We start from the raw sequence: 19267 nt of genomic DNA, 5'->3' as shown, positions 1-19267 counted from the left end.
ACGTTCTGTCAAGAGTTGTAATAGAGGAATTAAAAGCCAGGAATTGAAAGCCAAATTTCAGAAGAGAAAAAGCCAAAATCATTCAGTTGGGAGGTCGGTACATATTCGTGTACTCTTTAATTCCAAAACAGTATCCCCGGCATAAAGCTCAAACAATGGGCTAACATCCACATTAATAGATTTAGCTAGGCCATGAATTACAGAAGCCATTTTACGCCAATCGACAGTATCCTCATTATTAAGTAGAAGACCCGCCGCAAAAAATAATTCTGGCCAACCAAACTTGTGCTCTTCTGCGCTGGAAAGGTTAATCCAGGTTTGACAATCGAAGTCCCGTAATTCCCCTTTGGTCAAGTCTGTTAGGCTATTGAGTATGTACGCCAGTGTAAGGTATGTTTTTTGGTTGAGAAAGGTTTTTTCACTAATTTTCCCTCTGTATTTCTCCATTCTTTTTTCGGCTACGTCAATGGCTACTCTGTCGTTACACCACTTCCTGATAAATTCACTAAACTTTGCAGCGTAATCATCGCTTGTGCAAACGTCTGATCCCTGCATGACCTTACCTAAGTCAGATGGACGTACCAAAATCTCACTTTTCTTTAATCTCTCAATCCATAAACTATTCCTGCTTGCCAACGCACCACATCATAAAAAGATTATTCCCCACGCCCCTAACTTTTCAGGGTTGTAATTTTGGTCAAATTGCAGAGCGAAGCTGTGGATGGGTTCCAGGTCTTTTCTTATAATTCCCCACATAAGACAACTCCCAGATAATATTTATTGTGCTGGATGAAAAGGGCGACCGTAAATAATCATACCTGCAATTCCTGTTGCTCAGCTTTCTTTTCCGCCCCCGCCTTCGGAGCCTTTTTGAACGTCGCCCCCACTTGCCGGATTGGAGGCATTTCTATTTTCTTCCCGGCCAGCAGTTCGGCTACTGTGAAAAGTTGCAACTTCGGGTACTTCTTTCCCCATAAGGCGGACTCATAAAATCCCGCCGTCACTGCTTCGGTTTTCATTGGTCCAGGTGGTTCTTGCATTGAGATAAGAACGCCAATCGCTGCCTTTTCCCGCTCCAGGACCCCTTTCAGATCTCGGACGTGCGTGGAGCCGGTCTTCCCTGCCTTTACCGACAGGATGACGCTTTCAAAGGTGCCTGGCTTGTCCCCTTGGAAGATGATCCGCCCGTCAATACCTTTGTCCGCTCCCTTTTTCTGCTCGACGGGCCGCGCCCCCACAAGTCCCAGCGCCCACCATTGGAATTGATACGGGTCCGAGGCCGCCAGTGCCTCCGCGTCCGGCTCGCTTGTAGGCTCGCCCACGACATGGAAAGGACGCTTTGTTACCGCTCCATATTCCGCCACCGTTTCCCTCACTTTTCCCGTCGGTGTGGCGCGAACACCCTGCTCGATGCCGAAGGAATCCTTCATGCGTTGCTTGATGAGGGTTATGGCAAGGTGTGTAATGTCAATTCCTATCCACGGATGGCCCAGCGCCTGTGCGGCGGCAATCGTGGTCCCACATCCACAGAAGGGGTCAAGGACAAGGCCGCCTTCCGGGCATGAGGCACGAATTATTCTTTCCAGGAGAGCAACCGGCTTCTGCGTCGGGTATCCGAGACGTTCCGCCGCCTGTGAATTGAGAGGCGGAATATCGGTCCAGACATCATCAAGCGGTTTCCCTTTTTGCTCGTCCAGATACCGCTTGAACCGTGGTATTGCGCCCGGACTCGGCTGGATTACAAGTCCGTCTTCATACGCTTTCTGCATACGTTCCTTTGTCCAACGCCAAACCTTGGTGACTCCGAGAAATTCATATGTCAAGTTTGGGCGGTCAGGGTTAGGGTTGCTCAGGTTGTCCAACTGATACAGTCTTCCGTCCTTGTCTCGCTGGCAGTACTTACCCGTAGTCTTCTCATCCAGATTGGCAAGATCATACGCAGAAAACATGGCGTCCGCATTCCAACATGCATCCGGAGAAGCCTGGTAATTCAATATGACATCATGGTTTGATGGCAGTCTTCGCGTCATCAGGGATTTCGATGTTGTCCGCTTCCAGATAATCTCATTCCTGAAGTTGATCGGTCCGAAAACGGCGTCCATAAGCATCTTCAGATAGTGACTTGCCGTCGGGTCGCAGTGAAGGTAAATGCTCGCAGTTGATCTCATCACCCGCCGAAGTTCTGCCAGACGCGGGGCCATCATCACGAGGTAGGCCAGCATGTCGCATTCGCCCAGAAAATTCCTGAATGCTTGCAGGCAATCGGAGACCTTCCCTCCCGCCATCACTATCTCTGCAAAGGTGGATTCGCTTTCCTGATTCCAGGTCCAGGTATCCGAGAAAGCCTGAATCTGACTTGCGGCCTTGCTCCCGTCTTTTTCCGCGAAGAGGACATTGTAATTGGTATTGGAGTTGAAAGGAGGGTCCAGATAAACGAGGTCAACCGTCTCGTCCTTCACATAGCGGCGGAGAATGTCCAGGTTGTCCCCATAGTAGAGCAGGTTGCTCTCGCCTTCTTTCATCCCGTCATTCCTCCAAAGAAATTATCGAGTCCGCTGGATCGAGGATAGGGAAAATATTCGGTTATGTCAATTGAATATGTAAGGGCGCACTTGCCCTTCAGTTACAGGAGCTGGACAAAAAATGACCGGAAAGGAAAAAAGAAATATGCGTTTGAAGATATGGTTGCAAATGATATCATAGAGAAGAGATAAAGGGAGGTACTTTAATTTTTGGGGGTATCTTAGGGGGTACGATAAAAATATTTAAATTATAAACATCGTAAATACAGTGCGTTAGACTGCCAATGTGATGGGCACATCGGCTATGACTTACAGACCTGCCACCACTCTTTGCATCAAATGTAAGACTGAGCAGGAAAAGCTCGAGAAACTAAATAGATGAAAAGTTAATAACGCAAGAGTGGGCCCCCCATCCCTATGGACGAGAGGCCCACGATCCGTTTATTTCTTGATTGTATAATCAACTGCCGCTTCAACCCGGCGGTTTTTCTGCCTGCCCGCTTTCGTCTTATTGCTGTCAAGCGGCTTGGACATACCGTAGCCTTTGGCCGTCAAGCGTGATTCTGCTATGCCAAATTTCTTCGTCAAATAGTCTTTCACGCTGTTGGCCCGTTTCGCGGAAAGCTTCTCATTAGGAACTTTGCCGCCGACATTGTCCGTATGCCCCTCAATCACCACTTTGAGATCGGGGTAATTTTTCATGACATCGGCAAATTTCTGAATCTCTTTATCAAAGGCGGGCTTGATATCTGCCTTATTGGTATCAAACTCGACATTGATGGTCGCCCGGCCTTTCTCGAATATTTCCTTGGCAACTGCAGCCGCGGCCACTGCTTCCTTCGTCTCCACTACGGCAGCAGCAGCCGGAGCCTCCGCTCGAACTTCCTGAAGCTGTTCCACGGGTGGGCAACCATTCTCATCTACCTTGACACCCATCGGTGTACCGGGGCACTTGTCGAGATAGTCGGGCACTCCATCCTTATCGGAGTCCAGCGGACAACCGTCCTGATCAACCTTGACGCCTATCGGCGTACCGGGGCACTTATCGAGATAGTCGGCAACACCGTCCTTATCGGAATCCAGTGGACAACCGTCCTGATCCACCTTCACACCTTCCGGCGTGCCGGGACACTTGTCCAGATTGTCGGTAACGCCGTCCTTGTCGGTATCCAGAGGACAACCGTCCTGATCAACTTTGACGCCTATCGGCGTACCGGGGCATTTATCGTAATTGTCGGATACGCCGTCGTTATCCGAATCAACAACGACCGGCGCCGCCGCCTGCTTGGAACCACCAAAGTAAACGGTTGCACCCAGGGTGTATTCCAGGTTGTTAAACCTGTCATTCAGTGCAATGATGTGCCGCACATCCCCGCGAAGGGCCACATCACTGTAGAGGAAATATTTCAGCCCGGCCCCGTAATCAAGGGCAACTTGGTTCCTGTTATTCACCAGCTCATGATCATAACCGAGGCTTCTGCCTCCTGCGCCCACGGCCAGGTATGGTACCCACCGGCTTTCCGGCATGAAGTTATAAAGAGCTTCCAGGCGATAGCCAAAAACATTTGTCTTGGAGGTTAAAGCGGGGATATCGTATTCCGTTTTCAGATATTCAAAAAGCCCCTCCACCCCCCAATTCTTGGTGAAATCGTAGCCCAAACGGAGACCGGCAATCGGCTTGTTATTCAGATTCTCGTTGCCCTCGAACATATAGCCTCCAACAAAGGGACTGAAGGAGAATGCCTTGGCCTTATTGTCGGCGTATGCAGACGAAGCCAGAATAAGAACCATAATAACCATAAAAAATAACCAAACTGTCTTTTTCATTGTTTCATCCTTTCTTATCTAAAAAAATTGTTGAAAATCTGAAAGTAAACTTGCTTTGATGTGACCTGCCTTACTTCAAAGCGCTTTGCAGGATTAGCATGAGCGGTTCCCCTCCCTTGGACTTTACATAGTTAAGGACAATGGGCATGAACGCATTCACCATACCTGCCTTCATTCCCAGTTTCGAGAAACTTCCGGCCAGGCTCGCAACTCCGCCCACTGATGGAGTACTTCCCCCTAATGAGGCACCTCCGAGCATCCCCGCCACTCCTTCCGGTTTGGGCGCTGCCGCCATCATTTTGTCTATGCCAGGAACAGCCTTGGCTACCTGCGTAAAATCATCAGCACCCAAATTATGTTTGGCAAGATTGAATATGGCCCCAGTTCCTCCTGTTGCCTGTTTTTCCGTTACCCCAAGGTCTTTAGTGATTAACTGGACTAACCCCGAATCTGCCGCCCTGACTAATGAGTTGCTGTTAATAATTATCCCCATCAGTAGAGTAAGACTCATTATGAAATATGCTCTTTTCATTATTGCCTCCTTATCTCTTAGCAAAATACACTTAATCATTGTTTTGAGGAACAAATATCGCAATTATCAAGGTAACAATACTTGCTATTAAGGAAATATCGTTTGATAAACATTAATCCCTATCGCGACCTTGATGCCGGCCTCTATCGTTGCCTTTGTCGTGTCCTCTGCCGCGACTATCGTCACGGCTGTCGCCTCCCCGTTTGCCATGTTGTTTATTGTAATGGGGAGAATATACGTCATTGTACCACTTATCCTTGACAAAATATACCGGCTGACCGCAGGCATTGTAATCGCGGCAGTGTCTGCTCCAGTTCTTCTGGTGATCAGGAGGTACACGCAGATAAATTGGCTGGACAGCCCTACCCTGTGGCACAGGCTGTATAATAACCGGTTGCGGCAAGATTAATTGTGGTTGGGGAGCGTTCCCTAAGTCAATGCGACCATAGAAGCCCGGTTGCCCAATGCTAATGGATACGCCAACATCCGATGCAAATGCCGGGATGTTACCTATGACCATAGATATTACTAGTGCAAATATCAACCGTTTCATGAAATACTCCTTTCTGTCTGTCTTTATTGATGTCAGTTCCTCTCACCCATCCCGGCACAGGCAAAGTTACCGGGAAGCAAGTTCCGATGTGCAATATGGGCAGCGGGTGGCCTTAATCGGGATCGCAGTATAGCAGAACGGACACTCTCGGTTTGTAGGTGCGGGAGCTACCTCCTGGCGTTTCATGCGATTGACCTGCCTAACCATGATGAATATGGCAAAACCTACAATAAGAAAGTCAATCGTTGTGTTAAGAAAGAGCCCATAGTTGAGTGTTGCAGCTCCGGCTTTTTTTGCATCAGCCAGCGATTCAAATGATTTACCTGATAGGTTGATGAATAGGTTACTGAAATCAACCTTTCCGAGCAGAAGGCCTATGGGGGGCATCAGTACATCGCTTACAAAAGATGTGACAACCTTGCCAAAGGCTGCACCAATGATGATGCCCACCGCCATGTCAAGCACATTTCCCTTCATAATGAACTCTTTAAATTCTTTGATCATACCTCACCTCCTCTACTACGTGTTGTTTGACAGGATTACTACTCACTATCACCGATGAAACGATAAACGAGGGCACCTAACACAGCACCAATGATCGGAGCGACCCAGAACAGCCAAAGCTGCATAATGGCCCAATCGCCAACAAACAAAGCGACGGCGGTACTGCGGGCAGGGTTAACCGATGTGTTAGTGACCGGGATGCTGATTAGGTGAATCAATGTAAGTCCGAGGCCGATGGCTATCGGGGCGAACCCTTGCGGTGCCCGTTTGTCCGTAGCACCGAGGATGATCAGAAGAAACATCATGGTCATGACAATCTCGGTAACCAACGCCGATAGCAACGAGAAACCACCAGGCGAATGGATACCATATCCATTTGACGCAAAACCAGCTGATACCATGAATCCGGCCTTGCCAGAGGCAATAAGGTAGAGAACACCACCGGCCACAATGCCTCCGAGGACTTGTGCAATGATGTACGGCAGGAGCTTGTCAGCAGGAAAGCGCCCGCCAGCCCAAAGCCCAATGGACACAGCTGGGTTGAGATGGCAGCCGGATATGTGTCCGATCGCGTAGGCCATGGTTAAAACTGTTAGACCGAACGCAAGGGAAACGCCCAGCAATCCAATACCAACCCCAGGAAATGCGGCTGCCAAAACTGCACTACCACAGCCGCCAAGAACCAACCAAAATGTTCCAAAGAATTCTGCGCCGTACTGCTTCATTTCGTATCTCCTTTCTGAAATTAGTGGTTGCCTGTACTCAGGCTTATCTTGCATACTACGACCTTCCCGTCATCGTCTTTATTCACAGGCTCGCCCACGCTGATTTTGGCTGTATCCATCTTACCCAGTGTTATCAGTGCCTGCTGCACCGCTTTGCCGCGCGACTGCGCCAGCTGTTTCAATTCGACGTTTGTTACGGGAATCTGCAAGGTCAGGCGTTCCAGCATGTCGGCATGAATCGTCTTCACGCTATCTTTGGGTTTTTCGTATTCGGACTTGATCACCTTCAACCCGCCCTGGTTGTCAAAACGATCACCATATAAAGTCTCCAGAGCTTTTTGCGCACGAGGATTGGCGGTGTCGACCGGCCCCGGGTCGTGATCAGGCTCGACATTCAACTCCATGCTTCGTGCGACATCGCGTCGGATCCTAAATTCCTGGATCGCGCGGGTATCCTTCTTCAAGGCATAGGCGGGGGCAATGGACAGCGTGAGCGCAGGCCGTTTGAGGAGCGTCTTGCCGATTTCCTTGAGTTTCTCCTGTTCGGGCGGCAATAGAGTCGCTGCACCGAAGTCGAATTCCACCGCTTCAAGCTTGTCGGAACTGATTCCCATCAAACTGCCGAGCGCGCGGAAGGGTGATGTTACGAGTTTGGTCAGCACGTTGACGATAGCTTTCCAGATAACCTTACCGTAGCTGAACTGCGGGTCATCGAGGTTTCCCGAAACTGGCAAATCCAGGTCGATGATGCCTTCGCTATCTTCCAATAGCGCAATCGCCAGGTCGAGCGGTATGTTTATCGCCTCCGGGCTGTCGACCCGCTCGCCGAGTTTGAGTTTGTTGATCACGATCTTGTTATCGCCAGCCAACTGGCGCTGCTTGACCTTGTATTCGAGATCGACCGCAAGCTTGCCGGATTCGACTCTCCGCCCGGCAAATTTCCCCGAGTACGGAGTCATGTTGGCCATTTCAAGATTTCGGAAGGTGAGCTTCAAGTCAGTGAAATCGGTCGCCCTGAATGGCTGGACCGAGCCACGAATGCGGGCTGAGCCAAATTCGTCCACCTTGCCGTCAAGTTCCACCAACGCCATCGTCGCCGGATCATTGGAAAGGCCTGTGACCACACCGGTGAGGTCGTGCATCAGCGTGCCGAACTGTGGCTTCAGCGAGAGGTCGGCAAACGCGACGTTGGCACTGACTATACGCAGACGCTCTATAGCAAACGGGAAGACAGCAGTTTCTTCGCGTGTCTCTGTCTTCGCAGGTATTTCTGCCTTTGCCGTTTTAGCGCCCTCCGTCTCTGAATTACGCAAAATACGCTTCAGGTTCATATCCTTGTCTTCAAAAATAATGACCTTACTGAATGGATGTGACGCCACCAACTCGTTCATGTGCAGGCGATTTGGACTCAGTTTTAACTCCAGGCTGTCCGAGGACAGCCTTTCCCACCCGAAAAAAAGATCTCCTGATACTTCTTTGGTGAGGGCAAGGTCGTCTACCGCAAAGCCACCGCCAAAATCCACTTTCATCCCCGTTTCGGCTCGCACAAACATGAGCTTGCCGCGTGTAGAAGCCGCACCCGAATGCAGATTGAGCTTGGCAAACTGGTTGACATAAGACGTAAAGGGTTTCAACGACAGACCGACGAGCGTTAGGTCGAGTTTGCCCGACGCATTGCCCGGGGTGATATTGCCGTGGGCTTTGAAATTTCCACCTTGTTTGAGGCTAAAACCGGCTTCTATCGGCACGGGTTTGTTCGTATCGAGACTCAGGTTGTTCATCGTCACAAAGCCCTTGGCGACATCGAGTTTGACCGGTGCGTTGGTCGACTGATCAACGATTCTGATTTCGAGACCGTCCAGACTGAAGCGTGCAAGCTCGACAGCCATGCCGGGTTTGTCCGCGGCGGCTGACTTGACCGTTGCGTGCTTTTGCGGCGCTGGTGTTGGAACGTCCGGGGCAGCTTTCATTATCTCGGCCCAGTTGAGGATTTTGTTCTTGTCCAGCATCACCGCGGTGCTTATGTCGTGCAATTCCACTGCGTCGATAACGAGCCGGTTTTCCGCCAACTTCAGTTTCGCGTTGACCAGTGCGGCGCTTTGCAGCGCAGCCACTTTCTGCTCACCCGACATAACCCGTACCAGCCCCAGGGATACATTTACCGGGCTGACTTCGATTGCCTGCTTGTCACCAACTTCACCCGTCAGCGCTGCGGTCATCCCAAGGCCATTTGCGCTCACGATGAGCGGTTTGGCAAACCCCTGGTCGGTAAAGCGCGCCGCCCAGTCAGCCAGCTTGATTGCATGTACTGCGATTTTCCAGGGCTGCGCTGGTGCGCTTGCTTCAGGCGGAGATTGTACAAAGGATGTCGGCGCTGTTTTCTCCTTGTCTGCGGCAAACATCGTTTGCCAATCCAGAGTGCCCTTAACATTGCGGGTTGCCGCCAGTTTGCCACCAATCAGGTTCACGGTCGCTACTTCGACACGGCACTGCGCCAGATCTATGTTCGCATTGCCGATCTGCAACTCGGTAAGTTCGAGCACAGGCGAACCACCACGGCGCGGAGCCAGTACGAAATTCTTTAAGCTGAGATTTGCATCGTTGACCTGCACCGAAGGCGCGTCCGCTCCCGTCTTGTTGTGTACCATGGCGAAGCGGTAACGTAAATCCGCAGTCAGCGTGCCGGACAAAAGTTCGAATTTGCGCGGATTCTTGAACAAATACTGCAAATCGGCCAGCCGCATGCCATCCAGAGCGATTTCGCCCTTGGTCGATAGCGGGTTCAACCCTATATCACCCTTCAATTTAAGCTTAGCGCCCTGCTCAGGCAATTTGGCAACAATTCTGTAATTGCCGTGATCGCCGGGCAACGTGGACAAGCCATCGAACTCAATCCCGAGCGGCTGCAACACAGCTTTGAACGGACGGCCTGCACGGTTGGCGTCGGTGTACTCGACCTTACCGTCGTCAATTTTGATGTGATCGATCAGCACTCTTGCCACGGTCCCCGACGGTGGCTTTTTGTCTTTATTCAGATTGGTGATCAGCGCAGCCCAATTGAACTTGCCATCAGGTTGCACCGCCAACAGCGCACGCGGGCTCTTGATTTGAATATCCTGAATACGCCAAGCCAAGCGGAGCAGTCCCGTGACACCGATGTTGAGGTAGAGCTGCTCAAAACCGGCGAGGAACTTACCGTTTGGCTCGGTCAGTTTCAAGCCATCCACGGTAGTTTCAAGTGTGATAGGATTGAATTTAACTTGCTGCACGCTCAACCTGCTGGCAAGTTTTGTTTCGGCCACCCAGGGCAATAGCTTTTGAGCCAGCGGGTTGATCAGAAAAAAGCCGAACACCAGATAGATAGAGAACAATCCTGTTACAATAAGGAACGGCAGGCTCAATACAATCCTGATTGCACGTCGCCACATACCTTGCCTCTATTATTGAGTCGGTTCCCAGTTTATGGAGTGTTCTGCCTGGATGTATTCATCCCAGAGTAATTGTGTCCCAAGTAAAGATAACCATTACGCATTGAAATCTTGCATCCTGCCGGGGGATGCGCTTCTAATGCTTTCAGAAAGATAGCATCAACCCTGCTCATCACAAAAACCTCCCTCCGAAAACTGCAACCTTCGTCTCCTTATACACAAAAGCCATCGAAAAAGAAAGGACATATTTCCCAATTTTTTATAAAATTTTCCGGGCATCGAATTTGTGTGCCAGGGAATGATTTTGGACGGGGGGTAGCGGTAGCTGGGGAAGAAAATTATTGATAGTGCGTTATTTATAAGGTAACAGTAGATGCACCGAAGCAGCTTTTACGCATGACCTTGTTAAATCAATGGCATCCCAGCCTGCTGTCAGCAAGGATAAGTTCTATGATGGTCAAGCGGAGTAAATAGAGAAAATCGGGGAGAGATATTTGGACTGGCGGGAATGGATCGGATTTATCGGTGGATTGTTGACTACCGTAGGCTTGTTTCCGCAGGTTTGGCGGCTGTTCAAGCTTCGGAGCGCCCATGAGATCAGCCTTACCTTCAGCGTGCTGTTTGTCATCGGCATTGCCTTCTGGCTGTCCTACGGCATCTGGCTGGGCCTGCTTTCCGTCATTTTATGGAACAGCGTGTCCCTGGTTTTAGGTATTGGCATGCTCTATGCCAAATTGAAGTGGGGCAAGTGAGGAGGAATAATAATGAGCTGGTTTAATGCAAATGAAGGCATGCACTATGAAGGGGCTTGCATCAGGCCGCCCAGCGAGGCGGACAGCATCCTGCTGCAGGTAACTCTCGGTTGCTCGCATAACAAGTGTACCTTTTGCGGCTCCTACCATGACAAGCGTTTCCGGATCAAGGATGATGAGACTATACTGGGTGATATCCTTTTTGCGGCCAAATATATGCAGGATCAGGATCGTCTCTTTTTGATGGATGGTGATGCCCTGATTATTCCCCAGCAGCGGCTGATGTGGATTCTGGAACGCATTAAAGAACATTTGCCCAGGGTGAAGAGGGTAGGGGCCTATGCCAGTGTCAAAGGCGTCAAGAGGAAATCCTTGGAAGATTTAATTCAATTGCGCCGGAATAATCTGGGCATCCTTTTCTATGGGGTCGAAACCGGAGATGATGAGATCAGAAAAGCGATTCACAAAGGTTCCACTGCCGAGACGTGCATAGAGATGGGGCGCCGGGTGAAAGAGGCAGACATAGAGCTTTCGGTTACCGTTCTTTTAGGAATCGGTGGCCGCGAAAAGTCGCTCCAGCACGCCAGGGCGACGGGCGAGCTTTTGAGCGCCATGGACCCGAATTTTGTCGGGGCTTTAACGGTCATGCTCATTCCGGGCACGCCACTTTATCAGGATTACGTACAGGGTAAATTTGTCTTGCCGGACGAACTGGGCCTGCTCAGAGAATTACGGGAAATGATCGCCTGTACCAACCTGACGCGGGGATATTTTTTCTCCAATCATGCCTCCAATTACCTGCCCATCAAGGCCAAGCTGCCGAGCGGGAAAAAGAAAGCCCTGGATTTGATTGACGCTGCCTTGCGTGGAGAGATTGGGCTTAAACCAGAGTGGATGCGGGCGTTGTGAGGAATTAGTTCTGCCTGGTGATGCTATTGGCCAGTGCCGAGGCGGATGGGCGAGCTAAAGACTGGAAACATTCGGCCAAGAGCGCCCTGGCTTGACGATCGCGTGTTTGCCGATACCGGCTTCCCAGCACTACGGCAATCAGGCGTATGTTGTTTTGCTGAGCCGTGGCGACGATCGAAAAACCTGCTCTTGCGAAGTATCCCGTCTTCAATCCGTCGCATCCTGCTACCACCCCCAGCAAGTGATTATGATTATTCATATCGAATTCGCCCTTGCGGAAGGCATAGAATCTCCTTGAAGTATAACGCAAGGTATCAGGATACTTAAGCACTGCCCGGGCGAGCACGGCAAGATCGCGCGCCGTAGCTTTATCCGGAGGTCTTGTTCCCAGCGAAGGAGGAAGACCATTGACAGAATTGAATTGAGTTGAGGTCATACCCAGTTCCTTTGCTTTTTTGTTCATCAAATCTATAAAGGCTACCTTGGAACCGGCAACGTGAATGGCCAGCGCCGTGGCCGCATCGTTTGCCGATTTAATCATTAGTGCATAAAGTAAATCATCTACGGAGAAGGCTTCTTTATTACGCAGGTTTGCCTGTGATCCGCCCACGTTAACGGATTGGGCGGTAACCGTAACAGTGTCGGAGAACCTGATGGCCCCCTGCTGAGCCTTTTCCAGGATAATCAGCATATTGATAAGCTTTACAACACTGGCCGGATAACCAACGGCATCAGCCTTGTCTTCAAAAATTACCCGGCCCGTGTCGGCGTTTACGACAATGGCGCCGATGTAAGGGTCGCGGGAAATTACTGATGAAACGGGCGGCCTGGCGCGATGCTTATGGGCTTTGCGTACGGAGTGTTTTCTCGTTGCGGCGGATGCAGTGGCGGTAAATATTAGAACAAGAACCAGCGTTATTAGACAAATACGGAAAGACCTAACCTTTTTAGGAGATTCCCAACATGAGAAGATAGATACGGTCATATCGCTTTCACCCCACACCAATGGCTGCGGCGGCGTCAAAACCGCTTTTCACGCAGTCCCCCATCCCGATCCCGCGGTAGCTGCAGCCAATCAGAAATAGCCCCGGATACTCCTTGAGTTTTTCGTCAATGGCCGCAATACGTCCCAGGTGGCCGACGGTATATTTGGGCATCCCCTTGAACCACCTGTAAACCTTGAAGAATGACGGTTCCGCCTTGATGCCGATCATTACGGCTAATTCTTCCCGAATTATGCCGAGCAGTTCGTTGTCGTCGCAGACGACGAGTTCTTCGTGATGTCCGCCGCCTACAAAACATCTGATGAGAACGGTATCGGCGGGCGCCCGGTGCGACCATTTCACGGAACTCCAGGTGCAGGCGTTAATCCTTCGGTTCTCCACGCGGGGGACTATGAATCCGAAGCCGGGCAGGGGCTTTTTCATATCTTCTTTCCGGAAAGCGATGGAAACCGTAGCCGATGCCGACCACTCGATTGCCGCCAGCATGGCACACAGCTTTTCATCCGCCAATTTCAGGATATCACTCGTAATGTAGGATGGTGTGGCCAGTACGACCGCATCAAAATCAGCCGTGGAGGCATCATCGAATACCAGGCGGTAGGCTTGAGCATGCCTTGCAACCGATACCACGGGCATTCCCGTCTTGACCCGTTCGGCGCCAATATAGGACATGCATGCGTCTGCCAATGACTGCATGCCTTCCTGCAGCGACATGAAGTACGTCATCTTGGGAGTGGATGTTGACCCGGCCGGGTTTTGCGGCGGCATCTTTTTCATGACCGCGATCATGCCCTTGATCAGGCTGCCGGACTTGCTCTCCATATCTACGAAACGCGGAAAAGCGGCATGTACGCTCATATTGTCGGGATTGGAGGTGTGGATGCCGGCTACCAGCGGTTCGGCTATTTTTTCCAGGCATTCCCTGCCCAGACGTCGCGTCACGAACTCTGCCAGGCTTTCGTCTTTCATATCTGTGCGGGGTGGGACAAACAACTCCATCCCCATCCTTATTTTGCCCGGCCAAGAGATAAGGCTGGACTTGGCAAGCGGCATGATCATTGTCGGCACCATGAGCATGACGCCCTCGGGCAGGGCGTGGAGTCGCCCCCCGGAATAGATGAAGGTACCCTTGGACTCGTCGTTGGAACAGAGCATCTTCGCGGCCAGGCCAACTTTTTTAATAAGTTGCACGGACCAGAATTTTTCGGGAAGATAACTGTCCGGTCCGCCTTCTATCGTCAGATCGCCGAATTTTTCCGTGTAAAGCTTGCCGCCGGCATAGTTTTCCTTTTCAAAGAGCGTGAAGTCTAATCCCTGCTCCTTCAAATTTACGGCACAGGCCAGGGCGGAAATTCCGCCGCCGATGATAGCAATCCTGTTCATCTATAATCCCTAACCTCAAATCCCCCTCAATCCCCCTTTGCTAAAGGGGGAGTATCCATTGATTCCCCTCTTTGACAAAGAGGGGTTAGGGGAGATTTACAGACCTGTGCACTATCTCTTGCAAGGCTTGCACAAATGTATCACCGGCATTGAGAGAAGACAGGCGCCGAAAGGAAAGACCCCTGGCCAGCGCGTACTGCCGGTGCGTGATGTCAATATCGTAGAGCGTCTCAATGTGATCGGCTGTAAACCCGATCGGGATCTGGATAATGCTCGTAAAACCGGCTTTAGCGATGGCGTCAATCTGTTCTTCCACCGTTGGGGTTATCCAGGCTTCCGGGACGTTATTCGGAATGCTCTGCCAGCCGAGGGCATGATTGGTGATACCGGCTTGTGCAACGACGGTGGCCACCGTTGCTTCGATTTGCTGCTGGTACGGCTCGCCGGCGCCGTGTTTATGTAATTGCCTGTGGTGACGCTCGCGTAAAAAGGTGAAAGGAGTAAAAAAAGAATCCGCGCCGCGCCGGCTGCCGTCACGCTCTCCATGACATCCTCTATGAAGGGCGGGGAATAGCGAAAGGCGGGCAGGCAAAGATAGTCATTACCCAGCATTGCATTCAATTTCTGCGCCTGTTCCGCGGTGATGCTGGTCAGGGGAGAAAACCCGCCGATAAGCTCGTAGCGTTCGATAACGGCCTTCATCGCCGGCGCGGGGAGGTCCCGGCCGATAAAACGTCTGATGAACTCCGGGATCTCCATCTGAGAGCGCGGCCCACCGAGAGTTACCATGATTATGCCCGTCGTCATTTTCGGGCGCTCAACTCGTGGACAAGATCAATCATGTATTTCACGTTGTCCGTGGGTGCGGTAGGCAGGATGCCGTGCCCGAGGTTGAAGATGTGGCCGTTGCGATTGTCGGCCCTGGCGGTGATATCCTGCACCCGCCGTTTAATGTAATCCCGGGAGCCATAAAGTGCCACCGGGTCCAGGTTTCCCTGCACACCGGGTTCATGGTGCAGCGCCTGCCAGGCCGCATCAATATCCATGCGCCAATCCAGCCCAATCACGTCACCGCCGGCTTCCTGGACCATCGTGAGCAGGTGCGAAGCGCCGAAGGCGAAATGGATGTGCGGCACGGACTTGTCCAGGGAGGCAAAAAGCCGCTTCTGATAGGGCAGGACGAATTCCCGGTAATCAGCCGGAGAAAGACACCCCACCCAACTGTCAAAAATCTGGACGGCCTGGACGCCGGCCTTGATCTGGTCGTTCAGATAGACGATCACCATGTCCGTGAGCTTTTCCATGAGCAGATGCCATGTATCAGGTTCCGAGTACATCATCGTCTTGGTAAAGACGTAGTTACGGGAGCTGCTCCCCTCGGTGATATAGCTCGCCAGCGTAAAAGGTGCGCCGGAAAAACCAATCAGCGGCTCGAGGCCGTTGAGTTCGCGCTTCACCATCCGGATGGCGTCCATCAGGTATGACATTTCTTCTATGGGATTGATGGCCCGCATCTTGGCAACCTCGGCATGAGACCGGACAGGATTGTTTATCTGCGGGCCGTCGTCTTTGGTGAATTCGAAATCGATCCCCATTTTTTCCAGGGGCAGCAGGATATCGGCAAAGATTATGGCGGCATCAAGTTCAAAGCGCCCGACTGGCTGCATTGTTATTTCCACGACCAATTCCGGCGTCTTGCAGACCTCGATAAAACTGTGCCTGGCTCGCACCGCACGATACTCTTCCAAGTATCGGCCGGCCTGTCTCATTATCCACACCGGCGTACAGTCTACGCTCTCCTGCCGGCATGCCTTCAGATATCTGTCAGCTCGTGACATAAAAGATATTTTCCTTGGAATAAATTGACGGAGTCGTATAAACTAAACGGCTCAAAAAAGACAGGAAATTTATCAGTCCTGTCTCAGCCCGTATTCCTTGATCGCCATCTCCCTCATGCGGAACTTCTGGACCTTGCCCAGCAGGGTCATGGGGAATTCTTTAACAAATTTGATGTAGCCCGGCAGGCAGGAAGCGGGCAGTTTCGCACGGCAGTATTGAAGCATTTCTTCCTCCGTGGCTGTGGCTCCCTCTTCGAGTTTGATCCATGCCGCCACCTCCTCACCCAGGGACTGACTGGGAACTCCAAATATCTGAACGTTCGAGATATGGGGGTGGCAAAAGAGGATCTCTTCAATCTCGGTGGGATAGATTGTATCGCCGCCGCGAACGATCACATCCTTCATCCGGCCGGTTGTTCGCACGTAGCCCTCCGCGTCCATGGTTCCCAAGTCTCCCGTGTGAAGCCACCCTTCGGAATCAATGGCATTGGCGGTGGCGGCGGGCATCTTGTAGTAGCCCTTCATATTGTATCCCCGGGCGCAAATCTCGCCGACGGCGCCGGTGGCAACTTCCCGGCCGCTCTGCGGATCTATCAGTTTCACCTCCACGTTAGGAAGGGCTCTTCCGACCGTGGAGACGCGCAATTCCAACGGATCTTCCGGTCTGGTCATCGTGATCCAGGAAGAGGCCTCCGTCTGGCCGTAACCGATGACGATCTCCCTTGCCCCCATCTCCCCGGCGACCCGCTTCATCACTTCGAGCGGACATTGGGCGCCCCCCATGATGCCGGTTCTCAGCGATTGGAGATTGAACTTCCCGTAATCCGGCTCCTCCATCATAGCGATGAAGGCGCCGGGCGATCCATAAATCGTGGTGCAGCGTTCCGCGGCGATCGCCTCCAGGACCTGCTTCGGAGCAAAGGTCTGCGACGGGATGACTATGGCGGCCCCTTTGATCATTGCCGCCAGAACGACGCAGATGCAGCCGAACATGTGGGACAGGGGGACGGAGAGACAGAGCCGATCCCTTTCCGTCAATTTCTGATTCTCCGCGCTGGCCAGCGTGGTGTTAATGATCCCGAAGTGGGACGACATCACCCCTTTGGGCGCCCCGGTCGTTCCGGAGGTGTAGAGCAGCGTGGCGACATCATCCGCGTGGCAGGAGCTTTGTCGTTCCGACAGCGGCAAATCGGGTACGTCCCGGCCGGCCTCCATGACCCCTTGCCAGGTCAGCATGCCCGGCTGGGTCCGATCCGAAATCACCATGAGGCGTCTCAATTCCGGCAGGGCTTGACAATCCAGATGCCCCGGCGCCGAAGATCCAACCTCCGGGCAGAGCTGACGGATCATCTCAATATGTTCCGCACCGTTTATTCCTTCGGACATGATGAGGGTCCGGGAATCGGACTGCCGGAGCTGATAGCCAAGCTGCTGGGGCTGGGCATTCGTATCGAGGGTCATCAGGACCGCGCCGATCTTCGCTGCGGCAAACTCGGTGATGATCGCTTCGGAGAGGTTGGGCGTCCAGAGGGCCAGGTGTTCTCCTTTGCGGATACCGAGTTTCAGGAATCCCTTCGCCAACTGGTTCACGATGGTCAACAATTCCTGATAGGAATATCTACGCCCTCGGGGATGATCAATCAACGCCTCCCGGGTCGGGAAGCGTGCGGCCACATCATCAAAAAAATCACCGATGGTTGTTCTGAGCAACGTTGCCATCACCGCCTCCTATTTCAATGCCCTGTCAGCCTTTCGCAGGCCTCATCGAGGATGTGGTCCTCCTTGGCGAAACAGAATCTGGCCAGGTTTTCTCCGCCGTCATCGTGATAAAAAGCTCCGCCGGGGACACAGGCGACACCGGTTTTGCTGAGCAGATTCATGGCCTTTTCCTTGCCCGAGCTGCCGGGAACAGCTGCCATGTCGGCCAGGACATAGTAGGCGCCCTGGGGGATATAGGGCCGCATGTCCGCCTGGGCCAGAGCGCTGCAAATCTTGTTGCGCTTGTTAAGGTAGGCCGTCAACAGTCCTTCATAATATTCCGGACCAAGATTTATGAGACCCTTGGCCACTCCCATCTGCAATGGCGCGGGTGCACAGACATAAACAAGATCATTGAAGTAGCCGATCGTCTGTGCCCAGCGGGCCTCGCACAAACAATAGCCAATGCGCCACCCCGTGATGCTGAAGGTCTTCGACAGGCCGGAAATCGTAATCGTCCGTTCCTTCATCCCCGGCAGCGTCGCCAAAGCGATATGCTGATTGCCGTCGTATAAAAAATGCTCATATATTTCATCAGTAAAAACAAATAAATCATTAGCGATGGCAAAAGCGGCAATTGTTTCCATTTCGTGGCGTGTAAATACTTTACCCGATGGATTGGCCGGCGTATTGACAATCATGGCCCGGGTGCGGGGTGTTTTTACGCAGTCAAGATCGTCGCGGGAAAAGGACCAGTCGGGGGCCGACATGCGGACATATACAGGCACGGCCTGCGTCGCTATAAGAGTGTTGATATGATAGCCATAATAAGGTTCAAACAGGATGACCTCGTCACCGGGGTTCAGGAGCGAGAGACAGGTACAGTACAACGCCCCGGTTGCCCCGGCGCTGACGACAATCTCGCTTTCCGGATTCATGGCAAGACCGGTGAATCTTTCCTGCTTCGCGGCAATGGCGGCCCGCAGCTCATCGAGGCCATCGTAGCGCGTATAAATATTGAAACCGGCGTCAATCGCTTCCTGAGCGCCGCGACGGACCTCAAGCGGCACCTCAGTATCACAGACCCCCTGCGAAAGGTTAATGCCGCCCATCCGGGCACATTCAATTGACATGTTACGAATCTCGGACTGGAGAATCCATTGATGACGATCACTTAAGTTTAGTGTCATATTATTGATATCACAAATAAGGAGTTCAAACCTAAATCTGGATGGCTGTACGGCGCAGGAAGGATCCAGACGGAAAGGTTCTACAGGAATCAGCGCTTTCGGCTGAGTTCCGGTGATAATATCTCTTAAAATGGACCTTTGGGAGGTGTATACCATTTCAACAGCCATTTCAAGAGATACTTTCCTCAGTTCGTGATGCCAAAAAGCTGGCGGCGTAGAGATGTGTTCGCACATTCCGAACTGGGGAGAGCAGCTGGTGCGTTACTATGAATACCAGCAACATCTCGCGGGAAAAATGTCGGCAGGAAGGTCTGGATAACGCACCCCCTGCTTTTCGATCCCTTTTTAACCCCTCCTTGGGTAACATTTTATTTGAGGCAATTCGGCCAGCCAACTTTTCTT

The 19267-nt window shown here is 51.9% G+C and carries 17 protein-coding genes; 2 read left to right on the top strand and 15 right to left on the bottom strand.

Annotation, left to right across the window (positions count from 1 at the left end; genetic code table 11):
* Window positions 1-78 precede the first annotated feature (78 nt).
* From NT140_10060 to NT140_10025, 8 genes are all read right to left on the bottom strand, one after another.
* Entirely contained in the window at window positions 79-636 is a 558-nt protein-coding gene (locus NT140_10060; protein ID MCX5832210.1) for a hypothetical protein, read from the bottom strand.
* A 176-nt stretch (window positions 637-812) separates the two neighbouring features.
* Window positions 813-2522, bottom strand: coding sequence for a DNA methyltransferase (locus tag NT140_10055; protein ID MCX5832209.1), 1710 nt, complete (start codon window positions 2520-2522; stop codon window positions 813-815).
* 441 nt (window positions 2523-2963) lie between these two features.
* Complete coding sequence (locus NT140_10050; protein ID MCX5832208.1) at window positions 2964-4349, bottom strand: OmpA family protein; 1386 nt, start codon at window positions 4347-4349, stop codon at window positions 2964-2966.
* 70 nt (window positions 4350-4419) lie between these two features.
* The gene (locus NT140_10045) at window positions 4420-4881 is read right to left on the bottom strand and encodes a DUF2780 domain-containing protein (protein ID MCX5832207.1); all 462 of its coding nucleotides are present in this window, start codon (window positions 4879-4881) and stop codon (window positions 4420-4422) included.
* A gap of 112 nt (window positions 4882-4993) precedes the next feature.
* The gene (locus NT140_10040; protein ID MCX5832206.1) at window positions 4994-5434 is read right to left on the bottom strand and encodes a hypothetical protein; all 441 of its coding nucleotides are present in this window, start codon (window positions 5432-5434) and stop codon (window positions 4994-4996) included.
* 66 nt (window positions 5435-5500) lie between these two features.
* Entirely contained in the window at window positions 5501-5938 is a 438-nt protein-coding gene (gene mscL / locus NT140_10035) for a large conductance mechanosensitive channel protein MscL (GenBank protein MCX5832205.1), read from the bottom strand.
* Between the two features lie 38 nt (window positions 5939-5976).
* Window positions 5977-6663: an aquaporin Z gene (gene aqpZ / locus NT140_10030; GenBank protein MCX5832204.1), complete on the bottom strand. Its 687-nt coding sequence runs from the start codon at window positions 6661-6663 to the stop codon at window positions 5977-5979.
* A gap of 20 nt (window positions 6664-6683) precedes the next feature.
* Complete coding sequence (locus tag NT140_10025; GenBank protein ID MCX5832203.1) at window positions 6684-10091, bottom strand: DUF748 domain-containing protein; 3408 nt, start codon at window positions 10089-10091, stop codon at window positions 6684-6686.
* Between the two features lie 494 nt (window positions 10092-10585).
* Here NT140_10025 and NT140_10020 point away from each other — a divergent pair, with 494 nt between their 5' ends.
* Together NT140_10020 and NT140_10015 are read left to right on the top strand one after the other, a co-directional pair.
* On the top strand, window positions 10586-10843 hold the full coding sequence (locus tag NT140_10020) for a PQ-loop domain-containing transporter (protein ID MCX5832202.1): 258 nt from the start codon (window positions 10586-10588) through the stop codon (window positions 10841-10843).
* Window positions 10844-10855: 12 nt separating this feature from the next.
* Window positions 10856-11752 (top strand): radical SAM protein, encoded by an 897-nt coding sequence (locus NT140_10015; GenBank protein MCX5832201.1) that lies wholly within the window; start codon window positions 10856-10858, stop codon window positions 11750-11752.
* 4 nt (window positions 11753-11756) lie between these two features.
* On the opposite strand, the gene NT140_10010 is transcribed toward NT140_10015, so the two are convergent.
* From NT140_10010 to NT140_09980, 7 genes are all read right to left on the bottom strand, one after another.
* Window positions 11757-12737: a D-alanyl-D-alanine carboxypeptidase gene (locus NT140_10010; GenBank protein MCX5832200.1), complete on the bottom strand. Its 981-nt coding sequence runs from the start codon at window positions 12735-12737 to the stop codon at window positions 11757-11759.
* Between the two features lie 7 nt (window positions 12738-12744).
* The gene (gene hemG, locus NT140_10005) at window positions 12745-14139 is read right to left on the bottom strand and encodes a protoporphyrinogen oxidase (protein MCX5832199.1); all 1395 of its coding nucleotides are present in this window, start codon (window positions 14137-14139) and stop codon (window positions 12745-12747) included.
* Between the two features lie 85 nt (window positions 14140-14224).
* Complete coding sequence (locus NT140_10000; GenBank protein MCX5832198.1) at window positions 14225-14551, bottom strand: ferrochelatase; 327 nt, start codon at window positions 14549-14551, stop codon at window positions 14225-14227.
* Entirely contained in the window at window positions 14464-14946 is a 483-nt protein-coding gene (locus NT140_09995; protein MCX5832197.1) for a ferrochelatase, read from the bottom strand. The genes NT140_10000 and NT140_09995 overlap by 88 nt, the downstream gene beginning before the upstream one ends.
* Window positions 14943-15977: a uroporphyrinogen decarboxylase gene (hemE, locus tag NT140_09990; GenBank protein MCX5832196.1), complete on the bottom strand. Its 1035-nt coding sequence runs from the start codon at window positions 15975-15977 to the stop codon at window positions 14943-14945. Before hemE ends, NT140_09995 begins: the two co-directional genes overlap by 4 nt.
* 72 nt (window positions 15978-16049) lie before the next feature.
* The gene (locus NT140_09985; protein ID MCX5832195.1) at window positions 16050-17696 is read right to left on the bottom strand and encodes an AMP-binding protein; all 1647 of its coding nucleotides are present in this window, start codon (window positions 17694-17696) and stop codon (window positions 16050-16052) included.
* 14 nt (window positions 17697-17710) lie between these two features.
* On the bottom strand, window positions 17711-18865 hold the full coding sequence (locus NT140_09980) for an aminotransferase class I/II-fold pyridoxal phosphate-dependent enzyme (GenBank protein ID MCX5832194.1): 1155 nt from the start codon (window positions 18863-18865) through the stop codon (window positions 17711-17713).
* Window positions 18866-19267 lie beyond the last annotated feature (402 nt).

The sequence above is a fragment of the Deltaproteobacteria bacterium genome (assembly GCA_026388415.1).
Taxonomy (GTDB): Bacteria; Desulfobacterota; Syntrophia; order Syntrophales; family JACQWR01; genus JAPLJV01.
Note: the sequence above shows the minus strand (reverse complement) of the source record. Positions and strands in the feature narration are given on the sequence as shown.